The 20,132-nt window shown below is 71.8% G+C and carries 18 protein-coding genes; 12 read left to right on the top strand and 6 right to left on the bottom strand.

Annotated elements, in window-relative coordinates:
• Positions 1-5: 5 nt before the first annotated feature.
• From OO67_RS28695 to OO67_RS28680, 4 genes are all read left to right on the top strand, one after another.
• Entirely contained in the window at positions 6-1,427 is a 1,422-nt protein-coding gene (locus tag OO67_RS28695) for a CitMHS family transporter (RefSeq protein WP_033304649.1), read from the top strand.
• Positions 1,427-2,689 carry an MFS transporter gene (locus OO67_RS28690; RefSeq protein ID WP_033304647.1) on the top strand — a complete coding sequence of 421 codons (1,263 nt, stop codon included), beginning with the start codon at positions 1,427-1,429 and terminating at the stop codon, positions 2,687-2,689. Before OO67_RS28695 ends, OO67_RS28690 begins: the two co-directional genes overlap by 1 nt.
• 227 nt (positions 2,690-2,916) lie before the next feature.
• Positions 2,917-4,311, top strand: a complete 1,395-nt coding sequence (locus tag OO67_RS28685; protein WP_033304646.1) for an aldehyde dehydrogenase family protein — start codon at positions 2,917-2,919, stop codon at positions 4,309-4,311.
• 31 nt (positions 4,312-4,342) lie between these two features.
• Positions 4,343-5,422, top strand: a complete 1,080-nt coding sequence (locus OO67_RS28680) for a Zn-dependent alcohol dehydrogenase (protein WP_033304645.1) — start codon at positions 4,343-4,345, stop codon at positions 5,420-5,422.
• 151 nt (positions 5,423-5,573) lie between these two features.
• Here the strand turns inward: OO67_RS28680 and OO67_RS28675 are convergent, their stop codons facing one another.
• From OO67_RS28675 to OO67_RS28665, 3 genes are read right to left on the bottom strand one after another with little or no spacing between them, the layout of a single operon-like run.
• The gene (locus tag OO67_RS28675) at positions 5,574-6,542 is read right to left on the bottom strand and encodes a DMT family transporter (RefSeq protein WP_033304643.1); all 969 of its coding nucleotides are present in this window, start codon (positions 6,540-6,542) and stop codon (positions 5,574-5,576) included.
• A gap of 10 nt (positions 6,543-6,552) precedes the next feature.
• Positions 6,553-7,311: an ArsR/SmtB family transcription factor gene (locus OO67_RS28670; protein WP_051709918.1), complete on the bottom strand. Its 759-nt coding sequence runs from the start codon at positions 7,309-7,311 to the stop codon at positions 6,553-6,555.
• 14 nt (positions 7,312-7,325) lie between these two features.
• Positions 7,326-8,000: a TetR/AcrR family transcriptional regulator gene (locus tag OO67_RS28665; RefSeq protein WP_033304642.1), complete on the bottom strand. Its 675-nt coding sequence runs from the start codon at positions 7,998-8,000 to the stop codon at positions 7,326-7,328.
• A gap of 65 nt (positions 8,001-8,065) precedes the next feature.
• On the opposite strand from OO67_RS28665, the gene OO67_RS28660 reads away from it, so the two are divergent.
• The 3 genes from OO67_RS28660 to OO67_RS28650 all read left to right on the top strand — a co-directional run bounded on the left by OO67_RS28660 (position 8,066) and on the right by OO67_RS28650 (position 10,636).
• A complete protein-coding gene (locus OO67_RS28660; protein WP_033304641.1) occupies positions 8,066-9,253 on the top strand; it encodes an acyl-CoA dehydrogenase family protein in 1,188 nt (395 codons plus the stop codon).
• A gap of 384 nt (positions 9,254-9,637) precedes the next feature.
• Entirely contained in the window at positions 9,638-9,928 is a 291-nt protein-coding gene (locus tag OO67_RS28655; RefSeq protein ID WP_033304697.1) for a YiaA/YiaB family inner membrane protein, read from the top strand.
• A gap of 84 nt (positions 9,929-10,012) precedes the next feature.
• Positions 10,013-10,636: a TetR/AcrR family transcriptional regulator gene (locus OO67_RS28650; protein WP_033304696.1), complete on the top strand. Its 624-nt coding sequence runs from the start codon at positions 10,013-10,015 to the stop codon at positions 10,634-10,636.
• 109 nt (positions 10,637-10,745) lie between these two features.
• Here OO67_RS28650 and OO67_RS28645 read toward each other — a convergent pair whose 3' ends face one another.
• The gene (locus OO67_RS28645; RefSeq protein WP_033304639.1) at positions 10,746-11,207 is read right to left on the bottom strand and encodes a MaoC family dehydratase; all 462 of its coding nucleotides are present in this window, start codon (positions 11,205-11,207) and stop codon (positions 10,746-10,748) included.
• A 157-nt stretch (positions 11,208-11,364) separates the two neighbouring features.
• Between OO67_RS28645 and soxR the strand changes: the two genes are divergently transcribed.
• A complete protein-coding gene (soxR, locus tag OO67_RS28640) occupies positions 11,365-11,838 on the top strand; it encodes a redox-sensitive transcriptional activator SoxR (RefSeq protein ID WP_033304638.1) in 474 nt (157 codons plus the stop codon).
• 42 nt (positions 11,839-11,880) lie between these two features.
• Here the strand turns inward: soxR and OO67_RS28635 are convergent, their stop codons facing one another.
• Positions 11,881-12,495 (bottom strand): hypothetical protein, encoded by a 615-nt coding sequence (locus OO67_RS28635; RefSeq protein WP_033304637.1) that lies wholly within the window; start codon positions 12,493-12,495, stop codon positions 11,881-11,883.
• A gap of 221 nt (positions 12,496-12,716) precedes the next feature.
• Here OO67_RS28635 and OO67_RS28630 point away from each other — a divergent pair, with 221 nt between their 5' ends.
• Positions 12,717-15,542 carry a penicillin acylase family protein gene (locus OO67_RS28630; RefSeq protein WP_033304636.1) on the top strand — a complete coding sequence of 942 codons (2,826 nt, stop codon included), beginning with the start codon at positions 12,717-12,719 and terminating at the stop codon, positions 15,540-15,542.
• 73 nt (positions 15,543-15,615) lie between these two features.
• On the opposite strand, the gene OO67_RS28625 is transcribed toward OO67_RS28630, so the two are convergent.
• Positions 15,616-16,884 (bottom strand): exo-beta-N-acetylmuramidase NamZ family protein, encoded by a 1,269-nt coding sequence (locus tag OO67_RS28625; protein ID WP_033304635.1) that lies wholly within the window; start codon positions 16,882-16,884, stop codon positions 15,616-15,618.
• Positions 16,885-17,056: 172 nt separating this feature from the next.
• On the opposite strand from OO67_RS28625, the gene OO67_RS28620 reads away from it, so the two are divergent.
• Genes OO67_RS28620 through OO67_RS28610 form a run of 3 tightly spaced genes read left to right on the top strand, consistent with a single transcriptional unit; the run spans position 17,057 to position 20,117 of the window.
• Positions 17,057-17,821 carry an SDR family oxidoreductase gene (locus OO67_RS28620; RefSeq protein ID WP_033304634.1) on the top strand — a complete coding sequence of 255 codons (765 nt, stop codon included), beginning with the start codon at positions 17,057-17,059 and terminating at the stop codon, positions 17,819-17,821.
• Positions 17,818-19,485: a class I adenylate-forming enzyme family protein gene (locus tag OO67_RS28615; protein ID WP_033304632.1), complete on the top strand. Its 1,668-nt coding sequence runs from the start codon at positions 17,818-17,820 to the stop codon at positions 19,483-19,485. Before OO67_RS28620 ends, OO67_RS28615 begins: the two co-directional genes overlap by 4 nt.
• A 38-nt stretch (positions 19,486-19,523) precedes the next feature.
• Entirely contained in the window at positions 19,524-20,117 is a 594-nt protein-coding gene (locus OO67_RS28610; protein ID WP_033304631.1) for a TetR/AcrR family transcriptional regulator, read from the top strand.
• Positions 20,118-20,132: the final 15 nt, after the last annotated feature.

Raw genomic sequence — 20,132 nt, 5'->3', positions numbered from 1 at the left:
CCCATATGTTGACAATCCTCGGCTTCGCCATGATCGCGACCTTCCTGGTCCTGATCATGACGAAGAAGATGTCGCCGATCGCGGCGCTGGTCCTGATCCCCGCCCTGTTCTGCGTGGCCGTCGGACAGGGCGCGAACCTCGGTGACTACGTCATCGAAGGGGTCGGCACCCTCGCGCCGACCGCGGCGATGCTCATGTTCGCCATCGTCTACTTCGGCGTGATGATCGACGTCGGTCTCTTCGACCCGATCGTCCGGGCCATCCTGCGTTTCTGCAAGGCCGACCCGATGCGGATCGTCATCGGTACGGCCCTGCTCGCCGCGATCGTCTCGCTGGACGGCGACGGTTCCACCACCTTCATGATCACCGTCTCGGCGATGTATCCGCTCTACAAGCGGCTGAAGATGAGCCTGGTCGTCATGACCGGTGTCGCGGCCACCGCGAACGGGGTCATGAACACCCTGCCCTGGGGCGGTCCCACCGCCCGGGCGGCCACCGCGCTCAAGGTGGACGCGGCCGACATCTTCGTCCCGATGATCCCGGCCCTGGCCGTCGGACTGCTCGCCGTCATCCTCCTCGCCTGCGTCCTGGGCCGCCGTGAGCGCAAGCGGCTCGGCGTGCTCACCCTCGACGAGGTGCTGGTGACCGAGCCCGAGACCGTGCTCGTCGGTGCGGGCGGCGGTGACAGGCTCACGAAGGGCCCGAAGGGTGCCGGCGCCGGTGGTGCGGGCGGTGCGGACGCCGCCGAGGACGGCGACGCGCAGGACGGTGACGCGGAGGAGGAGTTCAAGGGGCTCGACCCCGACAGGCCGACGCTGCGTCCCCGGCTGTACTGGTTCAACGCCGGCCTCACCATCGCCCTGCTGACCGCCATGATCATGGAACTCATGCCGATCCCGGTGCTCTTCCTGCTCGGCGCGGCCCTCGCCCTCACCGTCAACTTCCCCCACATGCCCGACCAGCGGGCCAGGATCGCGGCCCACGCCGACAACGTGCTCAACGTCTCCGGCATGGTCTTCGCCGCAGCCGTCTTCACCGGCGTACTCACCGGCACCGGCATGGTCGAACACATGGCGGACTGGCTCGTCGGGGCGATTCCCGAGGCGATGGGTCCGCACATGGCCCTCGTCACCGGCCTGCTGAGCCTCCCCCTCACCTACTTCATGTCCAACGACGGCTTCTACTTCGGAGTGCTGCCCGTGCTCGCCGAGGCCGGCGCCGCCCACGGCGTCTCCCCCCTGGAGATCGCGCGTGCCTCCATCGTGGGGCAGCCGCTGCACATGTCGTCCCCGCTCGTGCCCGCCGTCTACGTCCTGGTCGGCATGGCCAAGGTCGAGTTCGGCGACCACACCCGCTTCACGGTCAAGTGGGCCGTGCTCACCTCCCTGGTGGTCCTCGGCGCCGGGATCCTCTTCGGAATCATCTGATGCCTCCGGAACCACGGCCCGGCAGGGGCTGGCTGCTGCGCCTCGTCATCGCCTTCGCCTTCGCGCAGGGGGCGGTGTCGATGGCGCGGCCAGCCGTCTCCTACCGGGCTCTCTCGCTGGGTGCCGACGAGCGCGCGATCGGTGTCATAGCCGGTGTGTACGCGCTGCTGCCGCTCTTCGCCGCCGTACCGCTGGGCCGGCGGACCGATCACGGCCGCTGCGCACCGCTGCTGCCCGTCGGGGTCGTCCTGATCGGCGGCGGCTGCGCGCTCAGCGGCACCTCGGGCTCCCTCCCGGTGCTGGCCGCCTGGAGCGGGCTCATGGGTCTCGGCCACCTCTGCTTCGTGATCGGCGCCCAGTCGCTCGTCGCCCGGCAGTCGCCGCCCGCCGAGCAGGACCGCAATTTCGGCCACTTCACCATCGGCGCCTCCCTCGGCCAGCTCGTCGGACCGATCGCCGCGGGCTACCTCATCTCCGAGCAGGACGGCGAGATGGCCCGTACGAGCACCCTCGCCCTGCTCGTCTCGGCGGCCGTCGCCGCCGTCTCCTTCACCTCGCTGTGGCGCATCGAGCACCCCAGGACCCCTGGTGCGCACCGGCAGGCAGCCGAGAAGGTGCCGGTGGGCAGCATCCTGCGCGCCCGGGGAGTCCCGGCCGGCATCTTCATCAGCCTCGCCGTGCTCAGCGCCACCGACATCCTCACCGCCTACCTGCCGGTGGTCGGCGAGGACCGGGGCATCCCACCCGCCACCGTCGGCCTGCTGCTCAGCCTGCGGGCCGCCGCGACCATCGCCTGCCGGCTCGTCATGTCACCCGTGCTGCGCATCGTCGGCCGAGCCGCTCTGCTCTCCACGACCTGTCTGCTCGGCGGCCTCCTCTGTGCGGCCGTCGCCCTGCCCGTCCCGGTGTGGGGGCTCGCCGTGATGCTCGCCGTGCTGGGCTTCTGCCTGGGGTTCGGCCAACCGCTGTCGATGACCACCGTCGTCCAGGCGGCCCCCGCGGCGGCCCGCTCCACCGCCCTCGCCCTCAGGCTCACCGGCAACCGGCTCGGCCAGGTCGCGGCCCCCGCCTCGGCAGGACTGACCGCGGGAGTCGCGGGCACCGGCGCGCCGTTCGTGATGCTGGGGGTCCTGCTCGTGGGGGCGGCGGGGCTCGGACTCAGGGGCGGCGGAGCCGGGGCCGGGACGGCGGGTGCCGGACCGGCGCCCGCGGCACGCACACCCCGGCGCGAACGCCCTCGCGCCAGGCGGAACTCCACCTGACGCGGCCGGACGGCGGCGCTCCCCGGCCACCGCGCGCGCAGTGACCGCCCCTGCCCGGGGCATTCCCCGCCCCGGCGTGCGAGTGTGGCACCGGCCGTGCGTGACCTGTGTCTCCAGCGGTTCCCTGGCGCCGAAAAACTAACAGCGCTAGTTTGGGGCCGGGACGGCATCCGTCCGTACGACGCACGGCTTCGGCGGCAGGCACAGCGAGCCCGGGAGGAACAGCCATGAAGGCGCATGACGGGATGTACATCGGCGGGGAGTGGCGGCCCGCCTCGGGCCAGGACACGATCGCGGTCGTGAACCCGGCGGACGAGCAGGTCATCGACCACGTCCCGGCGGGCACCGCGGAGGACGTCGACGCGGCGGTGCGCGCCGCACGCGCCGCGTTCCCCGGCTGGGCGGCCACCCCGCCCGCCGAGCGCGCCGCGAGGATCGCCGCGCTGCGTGACGTGCTCGCCGCCCGCAAGGACGAGATCGCCGAGACGGTCACCGCCGAGCTCGGCTCCCCGCTGCCACTGTCCCAGATGGTGCACGCGGGTGTGCCGGTGCTGGTCGCCGGTTCGTACGCCGAGCTGGCCGCCTCGTACTCCTTCGAGGAGAAGCTCGGAAACTCCACCGTCCTGCTGGAGCCCGTCGGGGTCGTCGGCGCGATCACGCCCTGGAACTACCCGCTCCACCAGATCGTCGCCAAGGTCGCCCCGGCGCTGGCCGCCGGCTGCACCGTGGTCCTGAAGCCCGCCGAGGACACCCCGCTCACCGCGCAGCTCTTCGCCGAGGCCACCCAGGAGGCGGGCCTGCCGGCCGGCGTCTTCAACCTGGTCACCGGTATCGGGACGGTCGCCGGGCAGGCCCTCGCCGAGCACGAGGACGTCGACCTGGTCTCCTTCACCGGATCCACGGCCGTCGGCAAGCAGATCGGTGCCACGGCGGGGGCGGCCGTCAAGCGCCTCGCCCTGGAGCTCGGCGGCAAGTCCGCCAACGTGATCCTCCCGGGCGCGGACCTCGCCAAGGCCGTCAACGTCGGTGTCGCCAACGTGATGTCCAACTCCGGCCAGACGTGCAGCGCCTGGACCCGGATGCTGGTCGACGCCGAGCGGTACGAGGAGGCCGTGAGCCTCGCCGCCACGGCCGTCGCCAAGTACGTGCCCGGCGAGCGGGTCGGCCCGGTCGTCAACGCCAAGCAGCAGGCCCGGGTGCGGGGTTACATCGAGAAGGGCATCGAAGAGGGCGCCCGCCTCGTCGCGGGAGGCCCCGAGGCGCCCAAGGACCAGGGCTACTACGTCAGCCCCACCGTGTTCGCCGACGTGACGCCGGAAATGACCATCGCCCAGGAGGAGATCTTCGGCCCGGTGCTCTCGATCCTGCGCTACGAGGACGTGGACGACGCCCTGCGGATCGCCAACGACACCGTGTACGGGCTGGCCGGAGCGGTCTGGGGCGCGGACGACGAGGAGGCCGTGGCCTTCGCCCGCCGCATGGACACCGGACAGGTCGACATCAACGGCGGACGCTTCAACCCGCTCGCTCCCTTCGGCGGTTACAAGCAGTCGGGCGTGGGACGCGAGCTCGGTCCGCACGGCCTCTCCGAGTACCTCCAGACCAAGTCCCTCCAGTTCTGATCCCCACGCCGATCCACCGAGGAGTCTGTTCGTGGTCCGCGCCGCTGTACTTCCCGCCGTCGGAGCTCCGCTGGAGATCACCGACATCGAACTCCCGGAGCCGGGCCCCGGCCAGGTGAGCGTCTCTCTCGCCGCCGCCGGTGTCTGTCACTCCGACCTGTCCCTGTCCAACGGCACCATGCGGTTGCCCGTCCCCGCCGTCCTCGGCCACGAGGGCGCCGGTACGGTCCGCGCCGTCGGCGAGGGCGTCACCCACGTCGCCGCGGGCGACCCCGTCGTCCTCAACTGGGCGCCGTCCTGCGGAGCGTGCTTCCACTGCGGCATCGGTGAGGTCTGGCTCTGCGCCGACGCCCTCAAGGGTGCGGCGAACATCCACGCCCGTACGGCCGACGGCACCGAACTCCACCCGGGCCTGAACGTCGCGGCCTTCGCCCAGGAGACCGTCGTCGCCGCGAACTGCGTGCTGCCCGCCCCGGCCGGCATCCCGCTCGACGACGCGGCCCTGCTCGGCTGCGCTGTCCTGACCGGGTACGGAGCGATCCACCACTCCGCCCGGGTGCGCGAGGGCGAGAGCGTCGTCGTCTTCGGGATCGGCGGGGTCGGTCTCGCCGTCCTGCAGGCCGCCCGCATCGCCGGAGCATCGAAGATCATCGCCGTGGACGTCTCACCGGAGAAGGAGGAACTCGCCCGCCGGGCGGGTGCCACCGACTACGTCGTCGCGTCCGACACCACGCCGCGCGCCATCCGCAAGCTCACCGGCGGCCAGGGCGCGGACGTCGCCGTGGAGTGCGTGGGCCGCCCCGCCACGATCCGCGGGGCGTGGGAGTCCACCCGCCGCGGAGGCCGCACCACGGTCGTGGGCATCGGCGGCAAGGACCAGCAGGTGACCTTCAACGCCCTGGAGATCTTCCACTGGGGCCGCTCCCTCACCGGCTGCGTCTACGGGAACAGTGACCCGGCACGCGACCTGCCGGTGCTCGCCGAACACATCCGCGCAGGGCGGTTCGACCTCTCCATGCTGGTGACGGAGCGGATCGGGCTGGACGGCATCCCGGCGGCCTTCGACAACATGATCGCGGGCAAGGGCGGACGCGCGCTGGTGGTGTTCTAGGGCCGGCGCGCAGGTGCGGGGCCGTGCGGGGCACGGCCCCGCCACCCGGCCGCAGCGGCCCCGCCCCGGACCGGCGCCGGGAGGCGGGCCGGCACCCAGGCGCCCGGTACGGCAGCGGTGCGGACGCGCGCTGCTCAGGGCCGGGCGGGATTCACCGGAGGCCTCCCTCGGGCGGGTCCGCCGCCACCGCCGGGCCGTCGACCGCGCCACGGCTCCGGGCGCGGGTCCGCGAGACCGCGACCCCGGCCAGGCAGATCAGCCCGCCCACGACGGTGAGCGGCGCCGGCACCTCGTCGAGCAGCAGCCAGGACATCAGCACCACCACCGCGGGGACCGCGTACGTCGTCGCTCCCATCCGGCCCGCGGTGGTCCGGGCCAGCGCGTAGGCCCAGGTGGTGAAGGCCAGGGCCGTGGGGAACACACCGAGATAGATCATGTTCAGGGTGGCGGAAACGGGAGCGTCGGCCGCCTCGGAGACCAGCACGCCGGTGAACGGCAGGCAGGCGACCGTGCCGATGAGACAGCCGAACGTGGTGATCTGGAGCGGGGATCCGTGCCGCAGGGCGGGCTTCTGGATGACCACCCCACCGGCGTACGCCAGTGCGGCCAGCAGGCACAGGAGCACACCGAGCACCGAGGAACTTCCGTGGCCCGACATGGAGAGACCGACGACGACGGCGCCCGCGAACGAGACCGCCATGCCCGTCAGGAGCCGGCGCGGCAGCCCTTCCCCGAGCAGCCAGGCACCCAGCAGCGCCATGAGGATCGGCCCGACATTGACGATCATGGCCGCCGTTCCCGCGTCGACCTGCTGCTCACCCCAGTTGAGCACGACCATGTAGAGCCCGAACCAGAGGAGCCCGGACCCGATGACGCCCGGCCACGCGGCCCGGGAGGGCAGCCCCTCGCGACGCACGAGCAGGATCGCGCCGAGCGTCAGGGTGCCCGCGAGGAGGCGGCCCAGCGCCAGCGCCCCGGGAGAGTACGCCTCGCCCGCGCTGCGGATGGAGACGAATGCGGAGGCCCACAGGATGACCGTGGTGCCCGCGGCGGCGGGAGCGCGCCAGCCGCCTCCGGATGCGGCCGGCGCTGTGTCGTGCGCTGTCGGTGTCGTCGTCATGGCCACGACGTTAGGCCGCGGACCCTTCGGGTCCCGCCGAACCGCCGGCCGTGTCGACGGTCGCGGGCTCGATGCCCAGGTGCTCGGACAGGGCCCGCAGTCCGGCGGAGGTCGTCCGGACCGCTCTGCCCGTCCCGACCCGTTCGCACCATCCGGCGTCCAGCACGTGGCGGCACAGGGCGGCGCCCGAGGTGCCCGCCAGATGCGGCCGCCGCTCGGTCCAGTCCAGGCAGCCCCGCGCCAGGGGTCTCCGCGAGGCGGTGTCGAGGGGGACACCCAGCGCGCCGAACCATTCCAGGCCTGCGTCGGTCAGCGCGAAACCGGTGTCCTGCCGCAGGAGCCCGCGCTCGGTCATCGCGTCGGTGATCCGGATGCCGAGCCGCCCGGCGAGATGGTCGTAGCAGGTGCGCCCACGGGCCAGTGCGTGGTGGAGGCTCGACTCGCGCAGGGTTCGCGGCGGTACCGGGGCGCCGGGGTGGGCGTGCGCGGCCAGCTCCTCGACCAGCTGGGCGATCCGCCCGTCGGCCAGCCGCAGATAGCGGTGGCGGCCCTGGCGCTCCTCGGCCAGCAGCCCGCCCTCGACCAGCCTGTCCAGATGCTCACTGGCCGTCGAGGCGGCGACTCCGGCGGCGCGAGCCAGCTCACCCGCCGTCCACGCCCTGCCGTCGAGCAGGGCCAGGCAGAAGGAGGCGCGGGTCTCGTCGGCGAGCAGGGCCGCCAGCGCGGCGAGCCGGGGCGCGGCCGGGTCACGGGGTGTCGTACGGGCCATGCGTCCAGGATGCGTCAGGCACCGTTCGGCGCGGGCCGAACCGTGCGTCCGGTGACCGTCTGCTCGTACTGGAGCGTGAGGCCGTCCAGCAGGGCGCGCAGCCCGGTCTCGAAGGCCCCCTCGTCGACCTGCTGCCGACGGTCGGCCAGCAGGTGGGCCTGGCCGAGGTGGGGGTAGTCGGCGGGGTCGTACGCCGTCTCGTCGTCGACGAAGCCGCGGGCGAAGGAACCGAGCGCCGACCCGGTGATGAAGTAGCGCATCAGTGCGCCGATGTAGGTGGCCTGGGCGGGGGGCCAGCCGGCCCGGACCATGGCGCCGAAGACCGCGTCGGCGACGCGCAGGCCGGCCGGACGCCGGCCGGGCCCCTGGGCCAGCACGGGCACGATGTGCGGGTGCGCGGCGAGCGCCGCGCGGTAGGAGACGGCCCAGTCGTGCAGGGCGGCGGGCCAGTCGCGCGGGTCGGCCTCCTCGAACATCGACAGGTCGACCTGTGCGGACACGGCGTCGGCGACCGCGTCGAGAATCTCGTCCTTGTTCCGGAAGTGGTTGTAGAGCGAGGGTCCGCTCACCCCCAGCTCGGCGGCGAGGCGGCGGGTGGAGACGGCGGCCAGCCCTTCGGCGTCGACGAGCACGCCCGCCGCCTCGACGATGCGGTCTCTGCTGAGGAGGGGCTTGCGCGGTCGGGCCATGCGGCACATAGTAGGGCCTGCAAGCGGAAAACTAGCAGTGCTAATTAAAAGTGGGGTGTCGCAGGATGAACCTGGAGCTGAGCGAGGAGCAGGACGCCGTCCGGCAGCTCGCCGAGGACTTCGTCGCGCGGGAGATCACCCCGCACGTGGTCGAGTGGGACCGTGCCGAGAGTGTCGACAAGTCGATCGTGAAGAAGCTGGGTGCCCTCGGGTTCCTCGGGCTGACGATCCCGGAGGAGTACGGCGGATCCGGCGGGGACCACCTCGCGTACTGCCTGGTGACCGAGGAGCTCGGCCGCGGCGACTCCTCGGTGCGGGGCATCGTGTCCGTCTCGCTCGGCCTGGTCGCCAAGACGATCGCGTCCTGGGGGAGCGAGGAGCAGAAGCGGCAGTGGCTGCCGGACCTCACCGCGGGCGAGGCCGTCGGCTGCTTCGGCCTCACCGAGCCGGGTACCGGCTCCGACGCCGGAAACCTGACCACCAGGGCCGTGCGGGACGGTGGGGGCACCTCCCGCTCGAGCGGAGCCGAGAGTGGGGGAGACTACGTCATCAACGGCTCCAAGATGTTCATCACCAACGGAACCTGGGCCGATGTGGTCCTGCTGTTCGCCCGCACGAACGACACCCCGGGTCACCGGGGCGTCTCCGCCTTCCTGGTACCCGCCGACGCCCCCGGCCTGACCCGGCGCACCGTCCACGGCAAGCTGGGGCTGCGCGGCCAGGCCACGGCCGAACTGGTGCTGGAGGACGTCCGGGTCCCCGCCTCCACCCTCATGGGCCCGGAAGGCAAGGGCTTCTCCATCGCCATGTCCGCCCTGGCCAAGGGCCGGATGTCGGTCGCGGCCGGCTGCGTCGGCATCGCGCAGGCCGCGCTGGACGCCGCCGTGCGCTACGCGGGCGAGCGTGAGCAGTTCGGCAAGTCCATCGCGGGCTACCAGCTCGTCCAGGAACTCATCAGCGACATCTCCGTGGACGTCGACGCCGCCCGCATGCTGACCTGGCGCGTCGCCGATCTCATCGACCGCGGACAGGACTTCGCCACCGCCGCGTCGACGGCGAAGCTCTTCGCCTCCGAGGCCGCGGTCCGTGCCGCGAACAACGCCCTGCAGGTGTTCGGCGGCTACGGCTACATCGACGAGTACCCCGTCGGCAAGCTGGTCAGGGACGCCCGGGTGATGACCCTGTACGAGGGCACCAGCCAGATCCAGAAGCTGATCATCGGCCGCGCACTGACGGGAGTCTCCGCCTTCTAGCACCCTCCCGGCGGACTCCGCCCGCCGGGGGAGGCGGCACCGGAGCGTTCCCGCTCCGATGGCGTCCTCGGCCGGCACGGCGGGGGAGAGGCCACGGGGGCGTCGAGGGAGCAAGGCAACCGCGGGAGCGCCCGTCCTGGCGCTCGCGGCCGGCGGGCCGGCATGGGGGTTCGGTCCCGGGCGCGACGACTCGGGCGAGGTCCCCGCCGGCACCCGCCGGGGACCCCTGGCGGCGGAGGAGGCCGGGGAGTTCTTCGACGGCGCCGCACTGGAGTTCGGCGGACGCGCCGCTGTGTCCCGTGCCCTGACCGCACCGCCGTCTGAGTACCGGGTGAGTACGCCGACGGATACCGGCGTACGCGACCGCGCCGGATGCTGTGCGACATGAGTGAGACAACATCGGTCAAGCAGCAGAACACCGCCGCCTTCTACGGACAGGCCGTCCTCTCCTTCGGGGTGGCGATGGGCGCGGTGGCCCTCGGCATCTTCTTCCTCGACGCCGACGCCTGGGTGCGGGCCTTCCTCGCCATCGGCGTCCTCTATCTCGTCACCTCCTGCTTCACCCTCGCCAAGGTCATCAGGGACCGGCAGGAGGCGGGGCAGATCGTCAGCCGGGTGGACCAGGCCAGGCTGGAGAAGATCCTCGCCGAGCACGATCCCTTCCAGAAGCTCTGACGATCTCACCTCCCGAGCGCTCTAAGCGCTTGCTCAGGTTCGCGGTATGGTGTTCGTCCTGCCAGCGGAAAGGGGCACGTGGCGATGAGCACGGCGGAGGAGACCGACGGCGACAGCACGCCGTGGGGTGAGGTCACGCCCGAGGCGGCGAGGCGGCTGCTCGTCGCGGCCGTCGAGGCCTTCGCCGAGCGCGGCTACCACGCGACCACCACCCGGGACATCGCCGGACGGGCCGGTATGAGCCCGGCCGCGCTCTACATCCACTACAAGACGAAGGAAGAGCTGCTCCACAGGATCAGCAGGATCGGCCACGACCGGGCCCTGCTCCTCCTGGAGACGGCGGCCGGCAGGGACGGCACGGCGGCCGAGCGGCTCGCCGACGCGGTCCGGTCCTTCGTCAGCTGGCACGCCGAGCGGCACACCACGGCCCGGGTCGTGCAGTACGAGCTGGAGGCCCTCGGCGACGAGCACCGCGTGGAGATCGTCGCCCTGCGGAGGCGGACCGACGCCGTGGTGCGCCGGATCATCGGCGACGGTGTCCGGGCGGGTGAGTTCGACGTCCCGGACGTTCCGGGCACCACGCTCGCCGTGCTGTCCCTCTGCATCGACGTGGCGCGCTGGTTCAACGCACAGGGCAGCCGGACGCCGGAGGAGGTCGGCACCCTCTACGCCGACCTCGTCCTGCGCATGGTGGGCGCCCGGAAGTGACGACCGCGCCCGCGGCGGCGAGCGGGCCACGCCCCCCGGACGGGACCGGGCGGACGCGGCGTGCGCAGGGCCCGGCGGACTCCGCACCGACCGGAAGCCGCGGCGCGGCTCAGAAGTAGTAGCGCGACACCGACTCGGCGACGCAGGCCGGCTTGTCGCCGCCCTCGCGCTCGACCGTGACGAGGGCGGTCACCTGTACGCCGCCGCCCGCCTCCTCGACGCTCTTGAGCACGGCGGTGGCACGCAGCCGTGAGCCCACCGGGACGGTCGAGGGGAAGCGGACCTTGTTGGTGCCGTAGTTGATGCCCATCTTGGCGCCCTCGACCCGCAGGATCTGCGGCACGAGCACCGGCAGCAGCGACAGCGTGAGGTAGCCGTGCGCGATCGTCGTCCCGAAGGGGCCGGTCGCCGAGCGCTCCGGGTCCACATGGATCCACTGGTGGTCGCCCGTGGCCTCGGCGAACAGGTCGATCCTCTTCTGGTCGACCTCCAGCCAGTCGCTGTGCCCGAGCTCCTCGCCCACGGCGTCCCGCAGCTCCTGCGCGGACGTGAAGATCTTCGGCTCTGCCATGTTCCTGGTCCCTGCCTTCCGGCTGTCGGTCGCCCTCCCCGGGCGGTGTCTAAGCGCTTGCTCAGCATGGTTGGGGCGCGCCTCCCTGTCAACGACGGACCGGCCGGGTTTTCGAAGCGGGGGCGGAGGCGGAGGTGCGCCCATTAGGGTTCGAGGAGTGCCACAGATCCCGCAGTCATGCCAAGAACTCACCGTCGGCCAGCTCTCCGCCCGTAGCGGCGCCGCGGTGTCCGCCCTGCACTTCTACGAGTCCAAGGGCCTGATCAGCAGCAGTCGCACGAGTGGCAATCAGCGCCGCTACACCAGGGACGCGCTGCGCCGGGTCGCGTTCGTACGCGCCGCCCAGCGCGTGGGTATCCCGCTCGCCACGATCCGGGACGCGCTCGCCGAGCTGCCGGAGGAGCGCACGCCGACCCACGAGGACTGGGCCCGGCTCTCCCGGGCGTGGCGCTCGGAACTCGACGAGCGGATCAAGCAGCTGGGACGGCTGCGTGACCATCTCACCGACTGCATCGGCTGCGGCTGCCTGTCGCTGGAGACCTGCGTGCTGTCCAACCCTGACGACGTCATCGGTGACCGGATGGCCGGTTCGCGGCTCATGCCCGAGCGGGGCGCGGCCAGGCGTTCCTGAACGCGCTCCCGCTCCGGCGGGTCCCCAGATGTCACGTCCGCCTCAGGCGGCCGACGCCGTCAGGTCCCTCGTCCGTGCTCCCCTGGCCCTGGCCAGCGCGCCCGCCGTCAGGACGGGCCGGGGGACCACGATGCCGCACGCCGTGCAGACCGGACCGGACCACGGTTCGCGGTCCAGGTCCTGCCGCCAGATGATCCCGGTCCCCGCGCACACCGGGCAGGCGGCGCCGGGTTTCGTGCCCAGGGCCGCGATCAGCCGCCCCAGGACCTCGGCCAGGGGTGCGCCGGGGTGGACCTCCGGATCCTCGCAGTGGGCGATCCCGTAGCCGCCCCAGGTCCGCCGGTGCCAGTCGTCGAATGCGCCGGGCCGCCGCAGCCCGTCGTGTTTCTCGCGGCGCCGCCGTTCGGCGAAGCCCGCCTCGTACGCGAGCCACACGGCCCGCGCCTCCTCCAGTTCCTCCAGCGCGCGCATCAGGCGCACCGGTTCGGGGGCCCTGTCCTCGGGCTCGATCCCGTGCCGGGCGCACAGATGATCCCAGGTCGCCCGGTGACCATAGGGGGCGAATCGTTCCAGGCACTTGCGCAGCGAGTACCGCCGCAGAGCCAGATCGCCCCGCGGATCGCGGACCTGTCTCGCAAGACTCCGGAAACCGGCCATTGCACTGCCACCTCCGTCACTCGTACTTCGGCGTCAAGGGATGGACGTACGAGTGCCCGATTCGGCTCCATCGAAAGGCGAAAAGCGTCCACGGATCGAGACGGTCCACGTGAGGTCACGTGCAGGCGTGTGGTGATTCAGAAAAAGTGACTGATGTTCACCTTACCGGCGGGGGGTACCGCAAGTAACCTCCGGCCCATCGGCCACCCGGAGGAGCACGCATGCCCCCACGCACCCGCACGCTCGGAGCCGCCACAGTCGCGGCCGTTCTCGCTCTCGGCACGTCCCTGCTCTCGGCTCCCGGCGCCGGAGCGGCGGAACCGGAACCCGTCGCCGTCACCGACCACTGCCACAACCAATGCGCGGACATCCTGCCGCCCGGTGCGAACGGCAACGCCACGCTCGTCGAGATTCTCGGCAACAAGGCGTTCGGTACGCACCCCGCGCACAGCGACGACCAGCTGGACCGCTACAACGGCCTGGTCGCGGGTCATACGAGCCTCACCGACCAGAAGCTGACGGACTTCTTCAACGACGCCTCCTTCGGGGTCGCCGCCGACCAGGTGGAGTCCGTGACGAAACCGCGCGAGGACGTCACGATCACCCGGGACAAGAAGAGCGGTGTCCCTCACATCAAGGGCACCACCCGCTACGGCACCGAGTTCGGCGCCGGCTTCGCCGCCGGACAGGACCGGCTGTGGCTGATGGACCTCTTCCGCCACATCGGGCGTGGCGAGCTCACCTCCTTCGCAGGTGGCGCACTGGCCAACCAGGGCCTGGAACAGCAGTTCTGGCCGCAGGCCCCGTACACCGAGGCGGATCTCGAGGCCCAGGTCGAACGCATCAGGACTACCGAGGGTGCACGCGGCGAGCAGGCGATGGCCGACGCACAGGCCTACGTCGACGGGATCAACGCCTACCGGGTGAAGTCGAAGAAGGGCCGCTACTTCCCGGGCGAGTACGTCCTCACCGGGAAGATCGACTCCATCACGAACATCGGCGAGATCCAGCCGTTCAAGCTGACCGACCTGATCTCGATCGCCTCGGTCGTCGGCGGCCAGTTCGGCGGGGGAGGAGGGGGTGAGGTCCAGGCCGCGCTCTCGCTGCTCGCCGCCCAGCAGAAGTACGGCGTCGAGGAGGGCACCCGGGTCTGGGAGTCCTTCCGGCAGCGCAACGACCCCGAAGCGGTCCTCACCGTCCACGACGGCACCTCGTTCCCGTACGCCGGCAAGCCCGACAAGGCCCGGGGTACCGCCCTTCCCGACGCGGGCTCCGTCACCCCGGAACCGCTGATATACGACCGCACCGGTTCGGCGGGCACGAACAGGAAGGCTCCGGTGAAGGCGCCGGCCGCGCTCGAGCCGCTGCAGGGCATGTACGACGACGGGGTCATACCGGAGGGCTCGCTGCCCGGATCCGGTGACGGCGCCCAGAAGCGCGGGATGTCCAACGCCCTCCTGGTGTCCGGCAAGCACACCGCGAGCGGGAACCCGGTCGCCGTCATGGGCCCGCAGACCGGCTACTTCGCGCCGCAGCTGATGATGCTCCAGGAACTCCAGGGCCCCGGCATCAGCGCCCGAGGCGTCTCCTTCGCCGGAGTCGGCATGTACATCCAGATGGGGCGTGGCCAGGACTACGCCTGGAGCGCCACCTCGGCGGCCCAGGACATCACCGACACGTACGCCGTCGAACTCTGCGAACCCGACGGCTCCGCGCCCACCAAGGACTCCACGCACTACCGCAACGACGGCGCCTGCACGGCCATGGAGAAGCTGGAGCGCACCAACGCCTGGAAGCCCACCGTCGCCGACTCCACCGCCAAGGGCTCCTACCGGATGCAGGTGTGGCGCACGGACTACGGCATCGTCACCCACCGCGCGACGATGGACGGCAAGCCCGTCGCCTACACCTCGCTGCGCACCACCTACCGGCACGAGGCCGACTCGATCATCGGCTTCCAGCTGCTCAACGACCCGGCGTACGTGACGGACGCGGCCTCCTTCCAGCAGGCGGCGAGCCACATCGACTACGCCTTCAACTGGTTCTACGCGGACTCTCGCACCACGGCCTACTACAACAGCGGGATGAACCCCGTGCGCGCGGCCGGGGTGGACGCGGCGCTGCCGGTCAAGGCCGAGAAGGCGTACGAGTGGCAGGGGTACGACCCGGCGGCCAACACCACCGACTACACCCCGTTCGCCGAGCACCCGCACTCCAGCGGCCAGGACTACTACATCTCCTGGAACAACCGCCAGGCCGAGGACTACTCCACCGCCGCGTTCGGCTTCGGCGCGGTGCACCGGGGTGACCTGCTCGACGACCGGGTGTCCGACCTCGTCGAGGAGGGCGGGGTGACCCGGGCCTCCCTCACCCGCGCCATGGAGGAGGCGGCCCTCACCGACCTCCGGGGCGAGCAGCTGCTGCCGGAGCTCCTGAAGGTGCTGCGCTCCCAGCCGGTCACGGACCCGGCGCTCGACGCGGTGGTGCAGCAGCTGGATTCCTGGCGGGCGGCAGGCGCACAGCGCAAGGAGACCGCTCCGGGATCGCACACGTACACGCACGCGGACGCGGTACGGATCATGGACGCGTGGTGGCCGAGGCTGGTCGAGGCGGAGTTCCGCCCCGGGCTGGGTGACGGCCTCTACACGGCACTGACCGCGAGCCTGGCCACGGACGAGTCCCCGGCCGCCAGCCACGGGCCGAGCGGTGCGCACAGCGGCAGCGCCTTCCAGTACGGCTGGTGGGGCTTCGCCGACAAGGACCTGCGCCAGGTCCTCGGACAGCCCGTCAAGGGGCCGCTGGCGAAGACGTACTGCGGCGACGGCGACCTGAGCGCCTGCCGGTCCGCGCTGCTCAGCACCCTGAAGGAGGCGGCGGCGGTGCCGGCCGCCGAGGTCTACCCGGGTGACGACAGCTGCAAGGCCGGTGAGCAGTGGTGCACCGACGCGATCATCCACCGCCCGCTGGGCGGGATCTCCCAGAAGTCGGTCCACTGGCAGAACCGGCCGACCTACCAGCTGGTCGTGGAGTTCCCCTCGCACCGCTGAACGCGCGCGAGGACGTGACCGGGCCCGTTCCCCGTCCGGCCGGACGGGGAACGGGCTCACGGCGTCCCGGCGGTCACCGGTACAGCAGGTACTCCCGCCGCACCTTCCGGAAGGCGGCGAGGTCGGCCGCCCAGGCACCAGCCACCTCGTCCGTGTCCGCCCCGGCGTCGATCATCGTGCGGACCCGGGTGTTACCCGTGAGCTTGTCGATCCAGTTGTCGGGCCGCCACGCGAACCCGCTCCACGTCCGCTTCGCCGTGACCAGCAGCGCGATGCCGGTGCGTACGGGGTCGAAGGCGTCCCGGTCCTGGACGTGCACCTGCACCCCGCCCACCGTCCTCCCCTGGAACTTGGAGAACGTCGGCGCGAAGTACGCCTCACGGAAGGCGACCCCGGGCAGCTCCAGACCGTTCGCGGCGGCCGCCCAGCGGTGGTCGATCCCCTCCGCTCCCAGCAGCTCGAACGGCCGTGTCGTCCCCCGGCCCTCGGAGAGGTTCGTCCCCTCGAACAGGCACGTCCCGGAGTAGACCACCGCGGTCTCCGGCGTCGGCATGTTGGGGCTCGGCGGCACCCACGGAAGGCCCGTCACGTCGAAGAAGTCCTTGCGGCGCCACCCGGACATCTTCACGACGTCCAGCTCCACCGGCCCGGCCGCCAGGAACTCGGAGTTGAAGAGCAGCGCGAGCTCCGCCACCGTCATCCCGTGCGCCTGCGCGATCTCCCTGCGTCCCACGAAGGTCGCGAACGCCGGGTCGAGCACGGGCCCCAGTGCCGCCCTCCCGGTGACCGGATTCGGCCGGTCCAGGACGACGAGCCGCTTGCCGGCGAGCGCGGCCGCCTCCATGCAGTCGTACAGGGTCCAGATGTACGTGTAGAACCGGGCGCCCGCGTCCTGGATGTCGAAGACCACCGTGTCGACGCCCGACGCCGTGAAGACGTCGGCCAGCGGCTGCCCGCTCTTCAGGTACGTGTCGTAGACCGGAAGGCCGGTGGCGGGGTCCTCGTACCGCCCCTCCGAGCCGCCCGCCTGCGCGGTCCCCCGGAAGCCGTGCTCGGGGCCGAAGACGGCGGTCAGGTTCACCCGGTCGTCGGGGTGCATCACGTCGACGATGTGCCGTACGTCGGCCGTGATCCCCGTCGGGTTGGTGACGACACCCACCTTCTGCCCGGCCAGCAGCCGGTACCCGTCGGCGGCCAGCCGCTCGAAACCGGTGCGGACGCCGGCCCGCCCGGTCCCGTGCTCCCGGCCGGCGGCCAGGGCCGTCCCCGGTCCGGCGGCGGTCGTCGCGAGGGCTCCCACCGCTCCGCCGACAGCCAGCAATCCACGCCTGGACAGGGTCATCGGGCTACCTCCGTGATCGCGTCGACTGTCATGGCCACGCACGCTAGCGCGGGTGCGGGCCACACGGAACGGCCACGACTGGGCAGATTCCCAGTCCTGCCCCGAACCCCTTCCCCGATCACATACCGACTGGTTAGTCTGCCGGGGAAGACGGCTGAGAGAGGCGGGACCGATGAGTACGGTGCAGGGCGCTGGCGTAGTGGTGACGGGAGCCGGAGGCGGCATCGGGGCCGCCCTTGCCCGCAGATTCGCCGCGGAGGGCGCGCGGGTCGTCGTCAACGACCTCGATGCCGACCGGATCAAGGCGCTCGCCGAGGAGATCGGCGGCACCGTGGTGGCAGGCGACGCCTCCGGCATCGTGGACGCCGCGCGCGACGCGCTCGACGGCACGGTGGACGTCTACTGCGCCAACGCCGGCCTCGCCTCGGGCGGCGACGCCTTCGCCGAGGAGGACGTCTGGGCCCGGGCCTGGGACGTCAACGTGATGGCGCACGTCCGCGCGGCCAAGGCGCTGCTCCCGGACTGGCTGGAGCGCGGCAGCGGCCGCTTCGTGTCCACCGCGTCGGCGGCGGGCCTGCTGACGATGATCGGCGCCGCCCCGTACAGCGTGACCAAGCACGGTGCCGTCGCCTTCGCCGAATGGCTGTCGCTGACCTACCGGCACCGGGGCGTCAAGGTCCACACGATCTGCCCCCAGGGCGTACGCACGGACATGCTCACGGCTGCCGGATCCGCGGGCGACCTCGTGCTCGCGCCCACCGCGATCGAGCCGGAGGCCGTCGCCGACGCCCTGTTCGACGCCATGGAGCAGGACCGCTTCCTGGTGCTGCCGCACCCCGAGGTGGCCGGTTACTACCGCGCCCGCGCCAAGGACCCCGACCAGTGGATCGGGAACATGAACCACCTGCAGCAGAAGTGGGAGGGCGCCGGCGCATGACCGAGTCGATCTACGCGGCGAAGCCGTGGACCGCCCTGCTCAGCGAGGCCCAGCTCGCCCCCGTCCATCCGGCCGAGACCATGGTGCACGCCTTCCGTGCGGCCGCCGGGCGGGCCCCGGACCACACCGCCCTCGCCTACTTCGACGGACGCCTCAGCTACCGGGAGGCCGACGAGCTGTCCGACTCCGTGGCGGGGCACCTCGCCGCCGAGGGGTTGGAGCACGGCGACCGGGTCGCGATCATGCTGCAGAACACCCCGCACTTCGTCCTCGCGCTGCTCGGGGCCTGGAAGGCCGGCGCGACCGTCGTCCCGCTCAACCCGATGTACAAGTCCGGCGAGGTCGGGCATGTGCTGAAGGACGCGGAGGTGACCGCGCTGATCTGCTCCGACCGTGCCTGGGAGTCCTATCTCCGGGCCACCGCCGAGGCCGCCCCGAGCGTACGGATCGCCGTCACGGCCTGCGAGCTCGACCTCCAGTCGGCCGACGACCCGCGCGTGCTCGGCTTCGAGCGCCTCCCCGCCCCCGGCGCCGACGACCGGGCATCCGACCTGGTGGCCGTGGCCCGCCGAGGCCTGGCCGCCCCCGACGGCCGGGAGCTCAGTGCTGCGGACACCGCGCTGATCAGCTACACCTCCGGGACGAGCGGGAGCCCCAAGGGAGCCATGAACTCCCATGGCAACATCATGGTCAACGCCGAGCGGCAGCGCGCCGGCCACCCCATCGACGAGGGTGCGGCCTACTTCGCGCTCGCCCCGCTCTTCCACATCACCGGCATGGTGTGCCAGCTCGCCGCCTGTATCGCCAACGCAGGCACCCTGGTCCTCGCCTACCGCTTCGAGGCGAGCGTCGTGCTGGAGGCCTTCGCCGAGCACCGCCCCGCCTACACCGTGGGCCCGTCGACCGCCTTCATGGCGCTCGCCGCGCACCCGGAGGTCACCCGGGACCACTTCTCCTCCTTCAAGGTGATCTCCTCGGGCGGCGCGCCGCTGCCGCCCGCGCTGGTCGAGAAGTTCCGCGACGGCTTCGGCCCGTACATCCGCAACGGCTACGGACTCACCGAGTGCACCGCGCCCTGCGCGTCCGTACCGCCGGAGCACGAGGCGCCCGTCGACCCCGTCTCCGGCACCCTCTCGGTCGGTCTGCCCGGCCCCGACACCGTGGTCCGGATCATCGACGAGAAGGGCGACGACGTCCCCTTCGGCGACCAGGGTGAGATCGCCGTACGCGGACCGCAGGTCGTCTCCGGGTACTGGAATCTGCCCGAGGCCACCGAGGCGGCCTTCCCCGACGGGGAGCTGCGCACCGGGGACATCGGCTTCATGGACACCGCCGGCTGGCTCTACGTCGTGGACCGCAAGAAGGACATGATCAACGCCTCCGGCTTCAAGGTCTGGCCCCGGGAGGTGGAGGACGTCCTCTACACCCACCCCGCCGTCCGTGAGGCGGCCGTGGTGGGCGTCCCCGACGCCTACCGCGGGGAGACCGTCCGGGCCTACGTGAGCCTGCGGCCGGGTGCCGAGACGGAACCGGGCGAGCTCAGCGCGTACTGCAAGGAGCGGCTGGCCGCCTACAAGTACCCCCGCGAAGTGGAGATCCTGACCGAACTCCCGAAGACGGCGAGTGGGAAGATCCTCAGGCGGGAACTGCGTTCCCCCCGTTAGAACAGTTCACGCGTGGTACGAGAGGGCAGGTGGCGGCAATGGCCAAGGCTACGGACGGGGACGGTACGCCCGTCCCCCAGAGGCTGCTGGCCGCCGCCACCCGGCTCTTCGCGGAGCGCGGCTACGACCGCACCTCCGTCCAGGAGATCGTCGAGGCCGCGGGTGTCACGAAGGGGGCGCTGTACCACTACTTCGGGTCCAAGGAGGACCTCCTCCAGGAGGTCTACGCCCGGGTGCTGCGCCTCCAGCAGGAGCGTCTCGACGCCTTCGCGGACGCGGAGGCGCCGGTCGAGCGGCGGCTGCGTGACGCTGCGGCGGACGTGGTCGTCACGACCATCGAGAACCTCGACGACGCCTCGATCTTCTTCCGCTCCATGCATCACCTGAGCCCGGAGAAGAACAAGCAGGTACGGATCGAGCGCCGCCGGTACCACGAGCGCTTCCGGGCGCTCATCGAGGAGGGCCAGCGGGCCGGGGTGTTCTCCGTGGCGACCCCGGCCGACCTGGTCGTCGACTACCACTTCGGCTCGGTCCACCACCTGTCCACGTGGTACAGCCCGGACGGCCCGCTCAGTCAGCAGGAGGTCGCCGACCACCTGGCGGACCTGCTGCTGAGGGCCCTGCGCCCCTGACGGCCTCCCCGGTCA

This window comes from Streptomyces atroolivaceus (genome assembly GCF_000717025.1).
GTDB lineage: Bacteria > Actinomycetota > Actinomycetes > Streptomycetales > Streptomycetaceae > Streptomyces > Streptomyces atroolivaceus.
Note: the sequence above shows the minus strand (reverse complement) of the source record. Positions and strands in the feature narration are given on the sequence as shown.